Below are 16399 nucleotides of genomic sequence, written 5' to 3' on the forward strand. Positions count from 1 at the left end.
CTGTAATGATTCATGCCCCATTCTCCCCGCGAAATTCAGCTCGATATCCACGGAAATACCATCGCCGCCCGCCAGTGGGGGGATCTGGATGGCGTGCCGGTGCTGGCTCTACACGGCTGGTTGGACAACTGCGCCAGCTTTGATCGCCTGGCACCACACCTCACCGGAATCAATCTGGTAGCGGCGGATATGGCCGGACACGGCCAGAGTTACCACCGCCATCAGGATGCCAACTACACCCTCTGGAGCGAAATTGAGGACGTGTTGGGGATGGCGGATGCCCTGGGCTGGGAGACCTTTTCCATGCTGTCCCATTCCCGCGGTGCGGTGATTTCCATGGTCACCGCCGCCACCTTTCCCGAACGCGTGTTGCGGCTGGCGCTGATCGACGGCCTGGTGCCGCCACCGGCGGAAGACAGTGAAGCTCCAGAGACCTTGCGCAAAGCCATCGAGCAGCGCGCGCGCTATCGCAACCGCAAGCCCAAGATCTTCAGCTCACTGGAAGTGGCCGTGGCGGCGCGCAAGAACGGGCTGTTCAAGCTGACGGATGACGCGGCCCAGCGTCTTGTGGCGCGGGGCGTGCGACCGGTGGAGGGCGGATATATATGGAGCAATGATCCTCAGCTGCTGACCAGCTCGCTGTCCAAGTTGAATGCCGCGCAGGTGCAGGCATTTCTCGATCGCGCAGTGATGCCGATTCGGCTGGCGTTGGGGCGGGATGGTATTCAGGGGATGATCGAGCGTATTCGCCCGTTGGCAGAGCGGCATCCGAATATTGAAGTGCGGGAGTTTGCCGGTAGCCATCATCTGCATATGGAAGATGGCGCCGGTGAGATCGCAGGCTGGTTTCAGGATTTCCTGACGGATGTGACCGCGTAATGCTGCCCGTCTAAGACTGGCTGAGGCAGATGGAGGCCGTCAGAAAGGAATCCGCTTTGAGTAGCTGGCCTTCTCCATACCGCGCACCTCGACCGAAATATCCGCCACTTCCGGCGCGGCTTCACACAGGCAGTTAAAAATTGCTGCACTGAGCGTTTCTTTCTGCTCCGTGGTGCGACCTTCGAGAATGCGTACTTCCGCGTGAATAAATTGATCTCCGGACCCCTGGGGATTTCTGCCCAGTACAAAATTCCGGTAGGGCACCGCACGGGTTTTTATCGCGTCGGCAGAGAAAAGGCCGGTTGCGCTCATGGCCTGGTGGGCATCGGTGACCAATGCCGGAATTGACAGGTTCTCTTCCAGTTTCTGGGCGTATTCAATGACCAGGTGCGGCATGAGCGCGTTCCTCCATCTATGGATCGGGATTAGCGGATCAGTGACAGAAACTCATTGCGGGTAGCCTGCTGGCTGCGGAAGGAGCCGAGCATGGCGGAAGTCTTCATCACCGAGTTCTGCTTTTCTACACCGCGCATCATCATGCACATATGCTTGGCTTCGATGATCACACCAACGCCGGCGGCACCGGTGACTTCTTCCAGGGTTTTCGCAATTTGTACGGTGAGCTGTTCCTGAATCTGCAAACGGCGGGCAAACATGTCTACAATGCGTGCCACCTTGGACAGGCCCAGTACTTTACCGTCGGGGATATAAGCGACGTGGGCCTTGCCGATAAACGGTAGCATGTGGTGTTCGCACAGCGAGTAGAGTTCGATGTCTTTCACCAGCACCATTTCGCTGCAGTCCGAGGGGAAGAGGGCGTCGTTGACGACTTCGTCCAGGGTCTGCTGGTAACCGCGAGTCAGGTACTGCATGGCCTTGGCGGCACGCTGCGGCGTGTCTTTCAGGCCCGGACGGTCGAGGTCTTCGCCAATGGCTTCGATAATTCGCGCGTAATGTTCGTTCATTTCAATCAGCTTCCAACGTCTCACCCCGGGACCAATTCAGCGCTCTGGCACTAACATAGCGTTGTCAGCTCGCCAGGCACACAGACACTGGAGATGACGGGGCGTCGATAGCCGGTAACCCGGCGGCACAGTGGAGTCTCGGAGACTCCGGAGGGTGCGCTACCCTAAGCGTTTGCGGTGCGGGAGTAAAGCGCCAAAATTTGAGGAATAAGACCAATGATAGAGAAACGTGAGTCCAATTTACACGAGCTGTGTACCGTGCTGGACTATGTGCGCTGGGGCGCGAGCCGCTTTAATGAAGAAAACCTGTGGTTTGGTCACGGCACCGACAATGCCTGGGACGAAGCCGTCCTTCTGGTCACCCACGCCCTGCACCTGCCGGTGGACAGCAAACCGGAGATCCTGAACGCTCGCCTCACCATGGACGAGCGCCGCCAGGTGATGAACGTACTGGACCAGCGCATCGACAAACGCCTGCCGGCGCCCTACATCACCCATGAGGCCTGGTTCTGCGATATTCCCTTTTATGTGGACGAGCGCGTGCTGGTGCCGCGCTCTCCCATCGGTGAGCTGATCCGCCACCGCTTCGAGCCCTGGCTGCAGGAGGATCCCCTAGCCGTCCTCGATCTATGCTGCGGTAGCGGCTGTATTGGCATTGCCTGTGCCGACACTTTCCCCGGTGCGCGGGTGGATGTCAGCGATATCTCCGCCGACGCCATCGAAGTCGCCCAGATCAATATCAACCGTCACCACCTGAATGATGAGGTGCGTGCGGTGCAATCGGACCTGTTCGCGGGGTTGAAAGGCTGCAGCTACGATTTGATCGTGAGCAACCCGCCTTATGTGGATGCCCGGGACCTGGCCGAAATGCCCGCGGAGTACCGCGCAGAGCCCGGCCTGGCGCTGGGCTCCGGTGACGACGGTCTGGACTTCACTCGTCGCTTGCTGCTGCAGGCCCCGGACTACCTGCAGTCGGAGGGCATTCTGGTGTGTGAGGTAGGGAATAGCTGGGAGGCACTGGAAGAAGCCTACCCGCGGGTGCCGTTTGTATGGCCGGAGCTGGAAGATGGCGGACACGGGGTGTTCGTGTTGACCCGGGAAGATTTGCTGGCGTGTCGTGAGATGTTCGAGGTGGGCGCCCGGTAGCGGGACCGCCACCAGGCCAGAACCAAATTGGAGAAAGTCGAATAGTAATTGCCCGAGCCGCCAGCCACGGAATCCTCTATAATGCGCCCCCTTCAACGAATATTTGACTAGAGGTAGGGAAAACCGGATATGTCGGGCAACACTTTTGGCAAGCTGTTCTGCGTTACCACTTTTGGCGAGAGCCACGGCCCCGCATTAGGCTGCATCGTCGATGGTTGCCCTCCGGGCGTGGAGATCACCACGGAGGAAATTCAGCAGGAACTGGACCGCCGCAAGCCCGGTACTTCCCGGTACACCACCCAGCGCCGGGAAGCCGACCAGGTCAAGATTCTCTCCGGCGTGTTTGAAGGTAAAACCACCGGAACCCCCATCGGCCTGCTGATCGAAAATACCGACCAGCGCTCCAAAGACTACGCCAATATTGCCGAACAGATCCGCCCCGCCCACGCCGACTACACCTATTGGGCCAAATACGGCCTGCGGGACTACCGTGGCGGCGGCCGCTCCTCCGCCCGCGAAACCGCCATGCGCGTCGCCGCCGGCGCGATTGCCAAAAAATGGCTGAAACAAAAAGGTATCGAGGTACGCGGATACCTGTCGCAACTGGGGCCAATCAAGGTCGACAAGCTCGACTGGTCTCAGGTGGATCAGAACCCGTTCTTCTGCCCGGATGCGGACAAAGTGCCGGAGATGGAAGCATACATGCAGGCCCTGATCAAAGAGGGCAACTCCATCGGTGCACGCATTTCCGTTCATGCCAGCGGTGTACCTGCAGGGCTCGGCGAGCCCATTTTCGATCGCCTGGACGCAGACCTCGCTCACGCCCTGATGAGCATCAATGCGGTCAAAGGGGTAGAAATCGGAGCGGGCTTTGCCTCGGTGGAGCAGAAAGGCACCGAGCACCGGGACGAAATTACCCCGGAAGGTTTCCAGTCCAATAATGCCGGCGGTGTGCTCGGCGGTATTTCCAGTGGCCAGGAGCTGACCGCGCATATCGCGCTGAAGCCCACTTCCAGCCTGCGGATTCCCGGCAGGAGCCTGGATACCAGCGGCAACCCCATTGAGGTGGTGACCAAGGGGCGTCACGACCCCTGTGTGGGTATCCGCGCTACACCGATTGCCGAGGCAATGATGGCGCTGGTGCTGATCGACCATATGCTGCGTCAGCGGGCGCAGAATGGCGATGTGGATTTCGGGCTTGAGATTCCTGCGGGCATCGACGGTTAAGCCTGCGGGTATTGTTCAGACAAAAAAAAGGCGGAGCGCCAACAACGCTCCGCCTTTTTTGTGCCTGTGTGTAATCCGTTGATTACAGGTGCAGGTTCAGGCCCAGGTAGGGGCCTTTGATTTCCAGGTTCGGCTCCAGCTCATCCAGCTCGGGCGCGTCGATGGACATGGTGCGGTAACCGGCTTCCAGCGCGAAATCCAGCGCGGGAACGAAGTCCCAGCGGACTTTGGCGGTCAGGTCGGTGATCTTGTCGCCGTCATATTCAATACCATTGCCCTGGGCAATGATGGACCAGCCGGTAAATGGCAGGTCGAAGCGAGCCAGGCCGTAAACCATGGGGACGGTGCCGGCGAAATCTGCGGTGGTAGTTTCGCTGTCCATACCCAAAACCTCCAGAGAGCCATTGAAGCGTCGCGCGGTCAGGCCGAGGTCGAGGTTTACCCAGTTGTCCAGAATTTCGTAATACAGGGTGGCGTCGGTGTGGCTCAGGTCCAGATCGCTATTGATCCCGTCAAAGTTGGATTCAATCTGGGTGTGAGAGATCAGGACGTTGGGCACCAGCGGGATCGGGTGTTCAAGCGCAGCCTGCAGGAAGGTGTTGTTGCCATCCTTCAGATAATCGCCATCGAGCAAATTGTTCAGGTCACCGCTGTAGTCCTGTTTCCATGCCCCCGCGGTAGCATCAAAGCCGAGGATGGTGTCAGCGCTGGCGCCAGCAGACGCCAGAACGGCACAGAGTGCCAGAGTCACTTTTTTCATTGGAGTCGCTCCCTTTTGATTTTGCGGCGGAGTTTACAGGTTTTTTTTGAACTTTCTCTGAACAGTTGGCGATTTTGAGATTTTGCTATCGAAAGGAAGTCCGGGGAATCGGGCTCAGAGCCCCCGCGCTTCCTTGACCAGCAACTGCTGCAGGGCATTGGCGGCGTTACTGAGGGTGCGGTTGCGGTGATAGATGATGCCGAGGTTGCGCACGACCCGCAGCTGCGGTACGGGCAGCTCTGCCAGGGAGTCGTCCACCAGGGTCTGCGGCAGTACGCTCCAGCCGAGGCCGACGCCGGCCATCATTTTGATGGTCTCTAAAAAGTTGGTGGCCAGTTTGGCGGTGAGTTTGAGGTTGTGGGCGTCGAACTCGCGTTTGATCAGCCGGCCGGTGTAGGTGTTGAGGTCGGGCAGGATCGCGGGGTATTTGGCCAGTGCGGGCAAATCCAGTTCGGGCATCTGTGCCAGGGGGTGGTCCGGGGCGGCGACGACGACGCAGGGGTCGGGCCAGATGATCTGGGCGTTGAGGCTGGGGTAGTCCTTGAGGGCGAGGGTGACGACGGCGAGTTCGTATTCGCCGGCCATGAGTGCTTCGTAGGCCTGTTCTGAGTCCAGGAAGTCGATGTCGAGGGAGACGTCGGGGTAGCGGTTGCTGAAGTCGCGCAGGACCGGGGGCAGGTGGTGCAGGCCGACGTGGTGGCTGGTGGCGATGCGCAGGCTGCCGCCGATGGTTTCGCCGATGCTTCTGAGTTCGTGTTCGGCGTCGCTCACTTAGTTGAGGATGTGGCGGGCGCGGGGGAGCAGGGCTTTGCCGGCGTTGGTGAGTTGCAGTTTGCGGCCGATGCGGTCGAACAGGGGGGTGCCCAGTTGCTGTTCGAGGGACGCGAGGCGTTTGCTGACCGCGGGCTGGGTCAGGTGCAGCTGTTCTGCCGCTTCAGACACGGAGCCCTGTTCTGAAATGGCGAGAAAAGCTTTTAACCACTGGATTTCCATACTTTTTGCGTCTCGGTGGCGGCGCTGCCACTAGTGGGGTTCAGGGGGCTTCGGGTCTGGTTATGTGGCGGCGTCAGCTGCGGGGGCGGCTTTGCGAGACACGCCGTAAACCCATCCCTGGGGGCTCGGCTACGGCCGTCCTGGCCGCAGACGGTCTCGCAAAGCCGCCCCCGCAGCTGACTCCTTCGCATCGCAGTATTTGGTATTCCAAAACCGAATGCGCCATATAATAAATATAAATTGATGTTATTCAATCACATCCATAGACTCCAGCATGTTATCCATAGAGGAGATGGGGCTAATGGGCCAGCAAGCGCACAATAAACAGACGCTTTACGACAAGCTCTGGGAAGACCACTTGGTCAAAAGCCGCGATGACGGCACTGCACTGATTTATATCGATCGCCACCTGATTCACGAAGTGACCTCGCCCCAGGCCTTCGAGGGGCTACGCCTGGCCGGCCGCAAGCCGTGGCGGACGGATTCTGTGGTCGCCACTCCGGACCACAATGTGCCGTCCGATGCCGCGGAGCGTTCCGGTGGCATTGCCGGGATCCAGGATGAGGTGTCCCGCATTCAGGTGCAGACACTGGATGAGAACTGTACCGAGTTCGGTATTGTCGAGTTCGGTATCAATGACCCGGGCCAAGGCATTGTGCATGTGATCGGTCCGGAGACCGGGGCGACGCTGCCGGGGATGACGGTGGTGTGTGGTGACTCACATACTTCCACCCACGGTGCGCTGGGTGCGCTGGCGCACGGGATCGGTACTTCTGAGGTGGAGCATGTGATGGCCACCCAGTGTCTGATCCAGAAGAAGATGAAGAACATGCTGGTGCGCGTGGACGGTGAGCTCGGTCCGGGCGTTACCGCAAAAGACGTGGTGCTGGCGATAATCGGCAAGATCGGTACTGCTGGCGGTACCGGTTACGCGATTGAGTTTGGCGGTTCTGCAATCCGCAGTCTGTCCATGGAAGGTCGTATGACGATCTGCAATATGGCCATCGAAGCCGGCGCGCGCGCGGGCATGGTAGCGGTGGATCAGGTGACGTTGGACTATGTGAAAGGCAAGCCCTATGCACCCAAGGGGGCGCAGTGGGATATGGCGGTGGAAAACTGGAGCCGTCTGCATTCCGACGACGGCGCGCATTTTGATGCAATCGTTGAGCTGAAGGCGGAAGAAATCGAGCCGCAGGTAAGCTGGGGCACTTCTCCGGAAATGGTTGCTGCGGTGAGCGCGGCGGTGCCCGATCCCGCAGCGGAAAGCGACGCTACCAAGAAGTCCGGTATCGAACGCGCACTGGAATATATGGGCTTGAAAGCGGGCCAGAAGATTACCGATATCAACCTGGATCGCGTTTTCATTGGTTCCTGCACCAACTCCCGGATCGAGGACCTGCGCGCTGCTGCCGCAGTGGCCAAAGGTCACAAGAAGGCCGACAGTGTGAAGCAGGTGCTTGTTGTGCCCGGTTCCCAGTCGGTAAAAGTGCAGGCGGAAAAAGAGGGGCTGGACAAGGTATTTGTGGCAGCGGGTTTTGAATGGCGCGAGCCGTCCTGCTCCATGTGTCTGGCGATGAATGCGGACAAGTTGGGTGCCGGTGAGCACTGTGCTTCCACGTCCAACCGCAACTTTGAAGGTCGCCAGGGCTACGGTGGTCGTACCCATCTGGTGAGCCCGAGCATGGCGGCGGCTGCGGCGATTGCGGGTCACTTTGTGGATGTGCGTGAAATGCAGAAGACTGCCGTGAGTGAAAAAGGAGACGCGTGATGAAAGCTTTTACCCAACATAAAGGCATTGCCGCTCCAATGGATCGCGCCAATGTGGATACGGATCTGATTATTCCGAAGCAGTTCCTGAAATCCATCAAGCGCACCGGTTTTGGCCCGAACCTGTTCGATGAGCTGCGCTATCTCGATGAAGGCCAGCCGGGGCAGGATTGCAGCCAGCGCCCCGTAAACCCGGATTTTCCGCTGAACCACCCGCGTTATGCAGGCGCATCAGTATTGTTGGCGCGCAAGAATTTCGGTTGTGGTTCCAGCCGTGAGCACGCGCCCTGGGCGTTGGATGATTACGGTTTCCGCGCGGTGATTGCGCCGAGTTTTGCGGACATCTTTTTCAATAACTGTTTCAAGAATGGTCTGTTGCCGATCGTTGTGGATGAGGACACCGTCGAGCAGTTGTTCCAGGAGATGTACGCCGAGAAAGGCTACGCGCTGACCATCGATCTGGAAAAGCAGCAGGTAATCAAGCCCAATGGCGAGACCATCGGGTTTGAAGTGGATGAATTTCGCAAGCACTGCCTGCTGAACGGCCTCGATGATATCGGCCTGACTCTGGAAGATGCGGATGCGATCCGCTCGTATGAAGCCAAGCGTCGTGAACAGGCGCCGTGGCTGTTTGATGCAGTGAAATAGCACTATTTGGGTATGGGGTCCCACTAGCTAGCTTTAGTGGCGGCTCCGCCGGCGATGGGCATTTGCCAGACACGCCGTGAACCCATCCATGGGGGCTCTTCTGCGAGGTCCCTCTCGCAGAAGGTCTGGCAAATGCCCATCGCCGTCGAAGCCTTCGCTTCAAGAATTGTGCTTCGATTTTGGCAGCGCCGCCCCAAAACTTTATTGCTGGTTGCTACGAAGCCTCCAGAAAAGGAATGAGATAGTGAGCAAAAAAATCATGATCCTCCCGGGCGACGGTATTGGCCCGGAAATTGTCGAGCAGGCGGTAGCGGTACTGAAAGTTGCCGATGAGAAGTTTGGCCTGAACCTGGAATTTACCGAAGGCCTGATCGGCGGGGCGTCAATCGATGCCCACGGTGAACCGCTGACCGATGCCGAACTGAAAAACGCCGGCGAGTGCGACGCCGTACTGCTGGGCGCCGTGGGTGGTCCCAAGTGGGATACTCTCGACCGCGCCATCCGTCCGGAAAAGGGCCTGCTGAAAATCCGCAGCGGACTCGGCCTCTACGCCAATCTGCGTCCGGCCATTCTCTATCCGCAGCTGGCCGAAGCGTCTTCCCTGAAGCCGGAAGTGGTTTCGGGTCTCGACATTCTGATCGTGCGCGAATTGACCGGTGGTATCTACTTCGGAGAACCCCGCGGTATCAAAACATTGGAGAATGGTGAGAAACAGGGCTACAACACCTACGTCTACAAAGAGTCGGAAATCGAGCGTATCGCCCGTACCGCGTTCGAAGCGGCACAGAAGCGCGGCGGCAAGTTGTGCTCCGTCGATAAAGCCAATGTACTGGATGTGACCGTACTGTGGCGCGAAGTGCTGGACCGCCTGGCGCCGGAGTATCCGGATGTGGAGCTGTCACATATGTACGTCGACAACGCGGCCATGCAGCTGGTGCGTGCACCCAAGCAGTTCGATGTGATGGTGACCGGCAATATGTTTGGCGACATTCTGTCCGATGCCGCCGCCATGCTGACCGGCTCCATTGGTATGTTGCCTTCGGCTTCCATGAACGAAAGCGGTTTTGGCCTTTACGAACCCTGTCACGGCAGCGCGCCGGATATCGCAGGGCAGGGCGTCGCCAATCCGCTGGCCACCATTTTGTCTGCCGCGATGATGCTGCGCTACTCCCTCGATATGGGCGAGGCCGCAGCAGCGATCGAAGCGGCAGTGAGCAAGGTACTGGATCAGGGACTGCGTACCGCGGATATTTATACCGAAGGCTCGAAGAAAGTCTCCACCGCGGAAATGGGCGCAGCAGTGGTGGCCGCTTTCTGATAGGTCCGCAGTTGTCACTCGTTCCCCCGACACGGGTCGGGATCCAGAAACTCACAGATTTAACAGGGTAATGAAATGAACAAGGTAGGATTCGTAGGTTGGCGCGGTATGGTCGGCTCCGTTTTGATGGGCCGCATGCTGGAAGAAAGCGATTTCGCGCATATCGCCGAGCCGGTATTTTTCTCCACTTCCAACGCGGGTGGTAAAGCGCCTGAGATTGGCAAAGAAGTTGCGCCCCTGAAAGACGCCTACGACCTGGACGCACTGGCGGAGCTGGATGCGGTTGTCAGCTGTCAGGGCGGTGACTACACCAAAGAAGTTTTCGCGAAGCTGCGCGAAAAAGGTTGGAATGGCTACTGGATCGATGCGGCCTCCAGCCTGCGCATGGACGATGATGCCATCATCGTGCTGGACCCGGTGAACCGCGACGTGATCGATCGCGGCATCGAGTCCGGTGTGAAAAATTACATCGGCGGTAACTGCACCGTGAGCCTGATGTTGATGGGCCTGGGCGGCCTGTTCAAGGAAGGCCTCGTTGAGTGGGTAACCGCACAGACTTACCAGGCGGCCAGTGGCTCCGGTGCCAAGCACATGCGCGAGCTGATCTCCCAGATGGGCAGCATCCGTGACGGTGTGGCGTCCGAACTGGCAGATCCGGCCAGCGCGATTCTGGAAATTGATCGCAAGGTAGCAGAAACCATGCGCAGCGGTGATTTCCCCACCGCGCAGTTCGGCGAGCCGCTGGCGGGCAGCCTGCTGCCGTGGATCGATACCCAGCTGGAATCCGGCCAGAGCCGCGAAGAGTGGAAGGCGCAGGTGGAAGCCAACAAGATTCTGGCCACCGAAACTGATGTGCCGGTGGATGGTACGTGCGTACGTATCGGTGCGATGCGCTGTCACAGCCAGGCGTTCACTGTGAAGCTGAAAAAAGATCTGCCGATGGAGGAGATCGAAAAGCTGATCGGTTCCGCCAACGACTGGGTGAAGGTTGTGCCGAACGACCGCGAAGTAACCCTGAAAGAGCTGACCCCGACTGCCGTTACCGGCAAGCTGGATATCCCGGTGGGCCGTCTGCGCAAGCTGAGCATGGGTGGTGAATACTTGAATGCCTTCACCGTGGGCGACCAGCTGCTGTGGGGCGCCGCAGAACCTCTGCGTCGTGTACTGCTGATCCTGCTGGGTAAGCTGTAACGCCTGAAAGCCGGCTCCCCTGTAGGAGCGGTCCGTAGCCGGGGTCAGTATCTGGGACGGTTCCTGGATTCTGATCGCGGCCGGGCAGATACTCGCTCCTGTAAAACCTGCACTCAAGCCATCCCTGGCGATTACTGCTCCTGCTTTTAAACCCTGCAAAGAGTATTGCAACCCGGCGCTCGGATTTTGCTACCGGTTTTTTCTGCAGATTACTCTTTGATTCCCATTTATTCCCTTTTATTCCCTTTTCTTTTCGTTGATACTCTACCCGCCACTTTGGTCACAAACTTATCGTGAGCAAAATGGAAAGGATATTGAAGTTCGGTCACGGCTGTGTTGACCGTCCGATAGAAATAGTAGTTTTAGAAGGTAGTTCATAGGGATGAGTACTACTAGTACCAAAGGGAGTTTGGACTCCGGTATTTCCGCGCTGGTAATACTGGCGCGCTTTCACCAGGTTGCCGCTGACCCCGATCAGCTCCGTCACCAGTTCGCTTCCAGCGAACAGCAGTTTCGCGAATCCGAGATCATTCGTGCTGCGCGGCATCTGCTCCTGAAAGCCCGGGGTTTTTCCGCAGATTGGGACAAACTGTCCCGCCTTGCCCTGCCCGCCATTGCTGAACTCGATGATGGCTCCTTTGTTGTTCTTGCTCGGGTGGCGGAGGATAAAGTCCTTATTCAGGGGCCGTCCGGCAAAGGCCCGGAAACCCTTTCCAAAGATGCGTTCCTCTCTCGCTGGAGCGGTCGTTTAGTACTGATCGCAAAGCGCTCCATCCTGCCGGGAATAACCGGCAAGTTTGATATCAGCTGGTTTATCCCTGCAATCCTCAAGTACAAGCATCTATTGCGGGACGTTATTCTCGCTTCCTTTTTTATCCAGCTGTTTGCACTGATTACACCGCTGTTTTTTCAGGTAATGATCGACAAGGTGCTGGTGCACAAGGGCCTGACCACCCTTGATGTGCTGGCGTTCGGTCTTATCGTGATCTCTGTTTTCGATGTGTTGCTGAACGGACTGCGCAACTACCTGTTTACCCACACCACCAATAGGGTGGATGTCACCCTGGGAGCCAAGCTCTACCACCACCTGACTCGTTTGCCCGTTGCCTATTTCCTCACCCGCCAGGTGGGCAATACGGTGGCGCGTGTGCGGGAGCTGGATACGATTCGAAATTTTATTACTAGCTCGGCGCTCACCCTGCTTATCGATCTGTTCTTTACCATCGTGTTCTTTGCGGTGATGTACTTTTACAGTCCTACGCTGACCTGGATTGTTTTGGGCTCCATCCCCTTCTATGTAGCTCTCTCGGTCTACATTACACCCATCCTGCGCCGCAGGTTGGACGAAAAGTTCAAGCGCGGAGCGGAAAACCAGGCCTTCCTTACCGAGTCCATTGCGGGTATCGAAACCGTAAAGGCCATGGCGGTGGAGCCTCAGATGCAACGCCGCTGGGAGGAGAACCTGGCGGGCTATGTGGCCGCGTCCTTCAAGGCCAATAATCTGGGCAATATCGCGGGCCAGGTGGCGCAACTGATCAATAAAGTGGTCACAGTGCTGATCTTATGGGTGGGTGCAACCCTGGTGATGCGCAATGACCTGAGCATCGGCCAGCTGATCGCCTTCAATATGATCGCCGGCCGGGTCAGCGGCCCCATTCTCAAACTGGTGCAGCTCTGGCAGGACTTCCAGCAGGCGGGAATCTCCATAGAGCGCCTGGGGGATATCCTCAACACGCCGACCGAGCCAGGCCATAACCCCAATCGCACCACCTTGCCGAAGGTGCGGGGCAGGGTGACCTTTGACAATGTCTCCTTTCGCTATGGGCCGGATCAGCCCCATATCCTGCGCGAGCTTTCGCTGGAGGTGAAATCCGGGGAGGTGGTGGGCATTGTCGGCCGCTCCGGGTCGGGGAAGAGCACCCTGACCAAGCTGGTTCAGCGCCTCTATTTACCGGAATCTGGCCGCGTACTGGTGGATGGCATAGACCTGGCGCAGATGGAGCCGGCCTGGCTGCGCCGCCAGGTGGGTGTAGTGCTGCAGGAAAACCGGCTGTTCAACCAATCGGTCAAGGACAATATCGCCCTGGTTGACCCCAGCCTGCCAATGGAGCGGGTGGTCCAGGCGGCCAGGCTCGCCGGCGCCCACGATTTTATCGTCGAGCTCTCGGAAGGCTACGACACATTGGTGGGCGAGCAGGGGGCCTCCCTCTCCGGCGGGCAGCGGCAGCGCATAGCGATTGCCCGGGCCCTGATCACCAACCCGCGCATTCTGATCTTCGACGAGGCCACCAGTGCCTTGGACTATGAATCCGAACGGATTATCCAGGAGAACATGCGCCATATATGCCGGGACCGCACAGTATTTATTATCGCCCACCGCCTCTCTACCGTACGCCATGCGGATCGCATACTGGTGGTGGACAAGGGTCGCATTGTCGAGAGTGGCCCGCACGACGCATTGCTGGAGCAGGAGGGCTACTACGCACGGTTGCACAGCTATCAAAATCATACGCCGGTTTTGAAGACGGTATCCATCGATAGCGGTGCGGGGAGGCAGCAGTCGTGAAACTCCCGGCTTTGGCCTCGGAAAAGCAGGCAGTACTGACGGATGGGGATATCCACAGTTTCCGCCCTGCCGCAATTGAGATCGAGCAGACCCCACCCTCTCCCCTTGGGAGAGCAATCCTTTGGGCGATCGCTGCGCTATTTGTGATCGCCCTGTTGTGGGCGTGCTTCGGCCGTATCGATATCGTCGCTACCGCGCAGGGCAAGGTGATCCCCAGCGAGCGGGTAAAGACCATCCAGCCGCTGGAAACCGCCGCGGTAGCGGCGATCCATGTACATGAAGGGGGGCGGGTTACCGCGGGCGATCCGCTGATCACCCTGGATACCTCCATCACCGAGGCCGATGTGCGCCGTCTGCAGCAGGAGTGGCGTGATACGGCGTTGCAACGACACCGCCTGCAGGCGTTGGCCGATTGGTTTGCGAATGGTCGCTTACAGTTGCCGGTGCTAAAAAATGACAACCCGGAGTTTGCCTCCTATCTCGCAAAATACGAGGCACTGCTGCGGCAGGAAGCCGCGGAGATTACGGCCAATCTCAATGCCCTGGAGAGAGAGGCGGCCCGACTGCAGGCTGAGTACCGGATGACAGAGGCCGAGGTAACCAAGAGCCGGCGCCTGCTGGAGGTGTTGAATGAGCGGGTGAGCGCCTATGAAGTGATGCAGCGGAAAAATCTCGGCCCGCGCATGGATTATCTCGAGGTCAAGCAGAGCCAGATAGAAGTCGAGCAGGATATCGGCATACAGCAAGCGCAGCTACAACAGCTGGAGGCTTCCCTGGCGGCCAACCGGGCACAACAGGATGCCCTGGTTCACCAGCAGTATAAAAGCACCCTGCAGCAGTTGCAGGAAGCACAGACTCGGGAATCCTCACTGAGGGAGGAAAAGACCAAGGCCGAGCAGCGCAGCAGGCAATACCATATCAAGGCGCCTATAGATGGCACCGTTCAGCAACTGGCGGTCCATACCATCGGCGGTGTGGTTACACCGGCCCAGGAGCTGATGTTGATTGTGCCCGAGCAGGGTGAGATGGAGGTGGAGGCCTTTATCCTCAACAAGGATATCGGCTTCGTGCAGGAAGGTCAGACGGCGGAAGTCAAGATCGATACTTTCAACTTTACCAAGTATGGCGTCATTGATGCAGAGCTTATCAATCTTTCCGATGATGCCGTGCAGGATGAACAGCTCGGACTTATTTATAAGGCGCGTTTGAGGTTGAAGCAGGATGGTCTTTCGATAGCGGGTAAGCACGTACGGTTATCGCCGGGCATGTCGGTAATGGCTGAAGTGAAAACCGGGCAGAGGCGGATAATTGAATTTTTTCTATCGCCGTTGCTCAGGTACAAGAAAGATAGCATGAAAGAAAGATAAAGGTAGGGGCGCAAGTGCAAATCTATAAAAGAAAGTTGCTTTATTTTCTTATATCTATTGTGGTTCTCTCTCTAATTGCTATTTATTTCCATATCTCTTGGAGATTGTCGCAGGTCGATGCAGGAATCTGCCCGGCAGAAGGCAGGGTTCTAAGTGATGATGAGTTGCGGAAGGCTATGCTGCGGAGCCTGGTACTTACAGATGTCAAGGCTGCCAACAAGCGACTAAGAGAAACTGATCGAGGGTGGCAGGTTGGCATTGGCCCGGATATAACTACAGAAGAGTTAAAAAGAATTGCAAAAGAATCACTTAATAATGAAAAATCTTTTGAGGGAAACTTTTCTATTGAGATAGTAGCTCCAGAAAAAGATTCATTTGATGTTTCCTTAGTGCCAGAAAAGTTTACATTATTCACATATTTTGATTATAAGGATGAGTTGGCCGCGATTTTTTTTTCAGAAAGTGCTGAGAAGATTAAGGAGAGTAATTGGTTGTTAAAGTCCTTTGATATTGGTTTTCTTGATCGATATTCTGGATTTGGCAATCATTATTATGGTCTGTATAGAGTCTTTATAAGTAAGGATTGTTGTGATAACAGGACCTATTATAGAGAGAGTGAGGTATATAGGAAAGATTCTGTTGATGCATATCTGTGGACATTAAAAAATATAGATAAACAGAAAATGCGTGGCAAGGACATTATTGCGGTGTCAAACTGTGGTGATGTTTTGACTAGGAAAGGTGAAAGAGGAATGGGCCCCAGGCTAAACATCACCAAGTGGATTCGTTGGGGATACTCCAATAATTAGTTATTAATGGTAGTTTGAAAGATTTTTGTATTTAAATTGGTTAGATCGCTGCAAGGAGAGTAGACGATGGCTATGACAACAATCGAGCAAGTGGTTTCCAGGTATCTGTTCAATCAGGATGCGTCGCCGGTAAAAGGAGTACAAGTTATGTGACATTCAAATAATGTGTGTTGAAAAAGCATGATATCAAGATCAGGATTAAGGATACCTTGGTTTCGGGGAGAATTTTTATTCTGCAGAAAGCTTAATCATACAGAAAGGGTGTTGTGATAATAGGCTTTATAAACGAACCACTCAGGAATATATGGAAGATAAGCGGGAAGCTTACGAGGGTACTTTTGAAGCATTTAATCGGGGTATTGCAGTTCATAGTCGTGCTGTCTCTGTATCCACTTGTGGGGATGTTATGACAGAGAAGGTTGAAAATGCTTTGAGTTTGGATTTTGTTAAATGGATGTAAGGAGAGTATTTATGGCTATGCCAACAATCGACCAAGTGGTTTCCAGGTACCTATTCAATCAGGATGCGCCGCCGGCGAACCTCAAGGAAGAGGCGCTGATTCGCCCTGAAGGCCAATTGGGCGATCCGATTGAGGTAGATATGGACGAATATATGACGACGGGGGGTGGTAGGTTCGCCGGCGTTGAGCGGTTTAATTTCGTCAGAAATTTCTTGGGTAATTTTGATGCAAAGTATTTGGGGGATGGAAATAGATTAGCTCCTGGAACGTACTCCACTAAAGACCTGCTTTTAGCTTATGGGC

At 56.4% G+C, this 16399-nt stretch carries 15 protein-coding genes; 10 read left to right on the forward strand and 5 right to left on the reverse strand.

What is annotated here, in order from left to right; translation table 11 throughout:
* Window positions 1–12: 12 nt before the first annotated feature.
* Window positions 13–879, forward strand: coding sequence for an alpha/beta fold hydrolase (locus LPW13_RS04305; protein WP_230438204.1), 867 nt, complete (start codon window positions 13–15; stop codon window positions 877–879).
* A gap of 39 nt (window positions 880–918) precedes the next feature.
* Here the strand turns inward: LPW13_RS04305 and LPW13_RS04310 are convergent, their stop codons facing one another.
* Together LPW13_RS04310 and folE are read right to left on the reverse strand one after the other, a co-directional pair.
* Window positions 919–1275: a 5-carboxymethyl-2-hydroxymuconate Delta-isomerase gene (locus LPW13_RS04310; protein ID WP_230438205.1), complete on the reverse strand. Its 357-nt coding sequence runs from the start codon at window positions 1273–1275 to the stop codon at window positions 919–921.
* Window positions 1276–1304: 29 nt separating this feature from the next.
* Window positions 1305–1844, reverse strand: coding sequence for a GTP cyclohydrolase I FolE (gene folE, locus LPW13_RS04315; protein WP_230438206.1), 540 nt, complete (start codon window positions 1842–1844; stop codon window positions 1305–1307).
* Window positions 1845–2060: 216 nt separating this feature from the next.
* Between folE and prmB the strand changes: the two genes are divergently transcribed.
* Window positions 2061–2990, forward strand: coding sequence for a 50S ribosomal protein L3 N(5)-glutamine methyltransferase (gene prmB, locus LPW13_RS04320; protein WP_230438207.1), 930 nt, complete (start codon window positions 2061–2063; stop codon window positions 2988–2990).
* Between the two features lie 129 nt (window positions 2991–3119).
* Window positions 3120–4217 (forward strand): chorismate synthase, encoded by a 1098-nt coding sequence (gene aroC, locus LPW13_RS04325; protein ID WP_230438208.1) that lies wholly within the window; start codon window positions 3120–3122, stop codon window positions 4215–4217.
* 82 nt (window positions 4218–4299) lie between these two features.
* On the opposite strand, the gene LPW13_RS04330 is transcribed toward aroC, so the two are convergent.
* The 3 genes from LPW13_RS04330 to LPW13_RS18190 all read right to left on the reverse strand — a co-directional run bounded on the left by LPW13_RS04330 (window position 4300) and on the right by LPW13_RS18190 (window position 5970).
* Window positions 4300–4977, reverse strand: coding sequence for a TIGR04219 family outer membrane beta-barrel protein (locus LPW13_RS04330; protein ID WP_230438209.1), 678 nt, complete (start codon window positions 4975–4977; stop codon window positions 4300–4302).
* A gap of 114 nt (window positions 4978–5091) precedes the next feature.
* The gene (locus tag LPW13_RS04335) at window positions 5092–5748 is read right to left on the reverse strand and encodes a LysR family transcriptional regulator substrate-binding protein (RefSeq protein ID WP_329957929.1); all 657 of its coding nucleotides are present in this window, start codon (window positions 5746–5748) and stop codon (window positions 5092–5094) included.
* Complete coding sequence (locus tag LPW13_RS18190; RefSeq protein WP_329957930.1) at window positions 5749–5970, reverse strand: LysR family transcriptional regulator; 222 nt, start codon at window positions 5968–5970, stop codon at window positions 5749–5751.
* A gap of 301 nt (window positions 5971–6271) precedes the next feature.
* On the opposite strand from LPW13_RS18190, the gene leuC reads away from it, so the two are divergent.
* From leuC to LPW13_RS04370, 7 genes are all read left to right on the forward strand, one after another.
* Window positions 6272–7738: a 3-isopropylmalate dehydratase large subunit gene (gene leuC / locus LPW13_RS04340; RefSeq protein WP_230438210.1), complete on the forward strand. Its 1467-nt coding sequence runs from the start codon at window positions 6272–6274 to the stop codon at window positions 7736–7738.
* Window positions 7738–8385 (forward strand): 3-isopropylmalate dehydratase small subunit, encoded by a 648-nt coding sequence (gene leuD / locus LPW13_RS04345; RefSeq protein ID WP_230438211.1) that lies wholly within the window; start codon window positions 7738–7740, stop codon window positions 8383–8385. The genes leuC and leuD overlap by 1 nt, the downstream gene beginning before the upstream one ends.
* A 244-nt stretch (window positions 8386–8629) precedes the next feature.
* The gene (gene leuB / locus LPW13_RS04350) at window positions 8630–9703 is read left to right on the forward strand and encodes a 3-isopropylmalate dehydrogenase (RefSeq protein ID WP_230438212.1); all 1074 of its coding nucleotides are present in this window, start codon (window positions 8630–8632) and stop codon (window positions 9701–9703) included.
* Between the two features lie 75 nt (window positions 9704–9778).
* Window positions 9779–10894, forward strand: coding sequence for an aspartate-semialdehyde dehydrogenase (gene asd, locus LPW13_RS04355; protein ID WP_230438213.1), 1116 nt, complete (start codon window positions 9779–9781; stop codon window positions 10892–10894).
* A 382-nt stretch (window positions 10895–11276) separates the two neighbouring features.
* A complete protein-coding gene (locus tag LPW13_RS04360; RefSeq protein ID WP_230438214.1) occupies window positions 11277–13460 on the forward strand; it encodes a type I secretion system permease/ATPase in 2184 nt (727 codons plus the stop codon).
* A complete protein-coding gene (locus LPW13_RS04365; protein ID WP_230438215.1) occupies window positions 13457–14827 on the forward strand; it encodes an HlyD family type I secretion periplasmic adaptor subunit in 1371 nt (456 codons plus the stop codon). Before LPW13_RS04360 ends, LPW13_RS04365 begins: the two co-directional genes overlap by 4 nt.
* Window positions 14828–14841: 14 nt before the next feature.
* On the forward strand, window positions 14842–15636 hold the full coding sequence (locus LPW13_RS04370; RefSeq protein ID WP_230438216.1) for a hypothetical protein: 795 nt from the start codon (window positions 14842–14844) through the stop codon (window positions 15634–15636).
* Window positions 15637–16399: the final 763 nt, after the last annotated feature.

Source organism: Microbulbifer celer, assembly GCF_020991125.1.
In the GTDB taxonomy this organism is placed as follows: domain Bacteria; phylum Pseudomonadota; class Gammaproteobacteria; order Pseudomonadales; family Cellvibrionaceae; genus Microbulbifer; species Microbulbifer celer.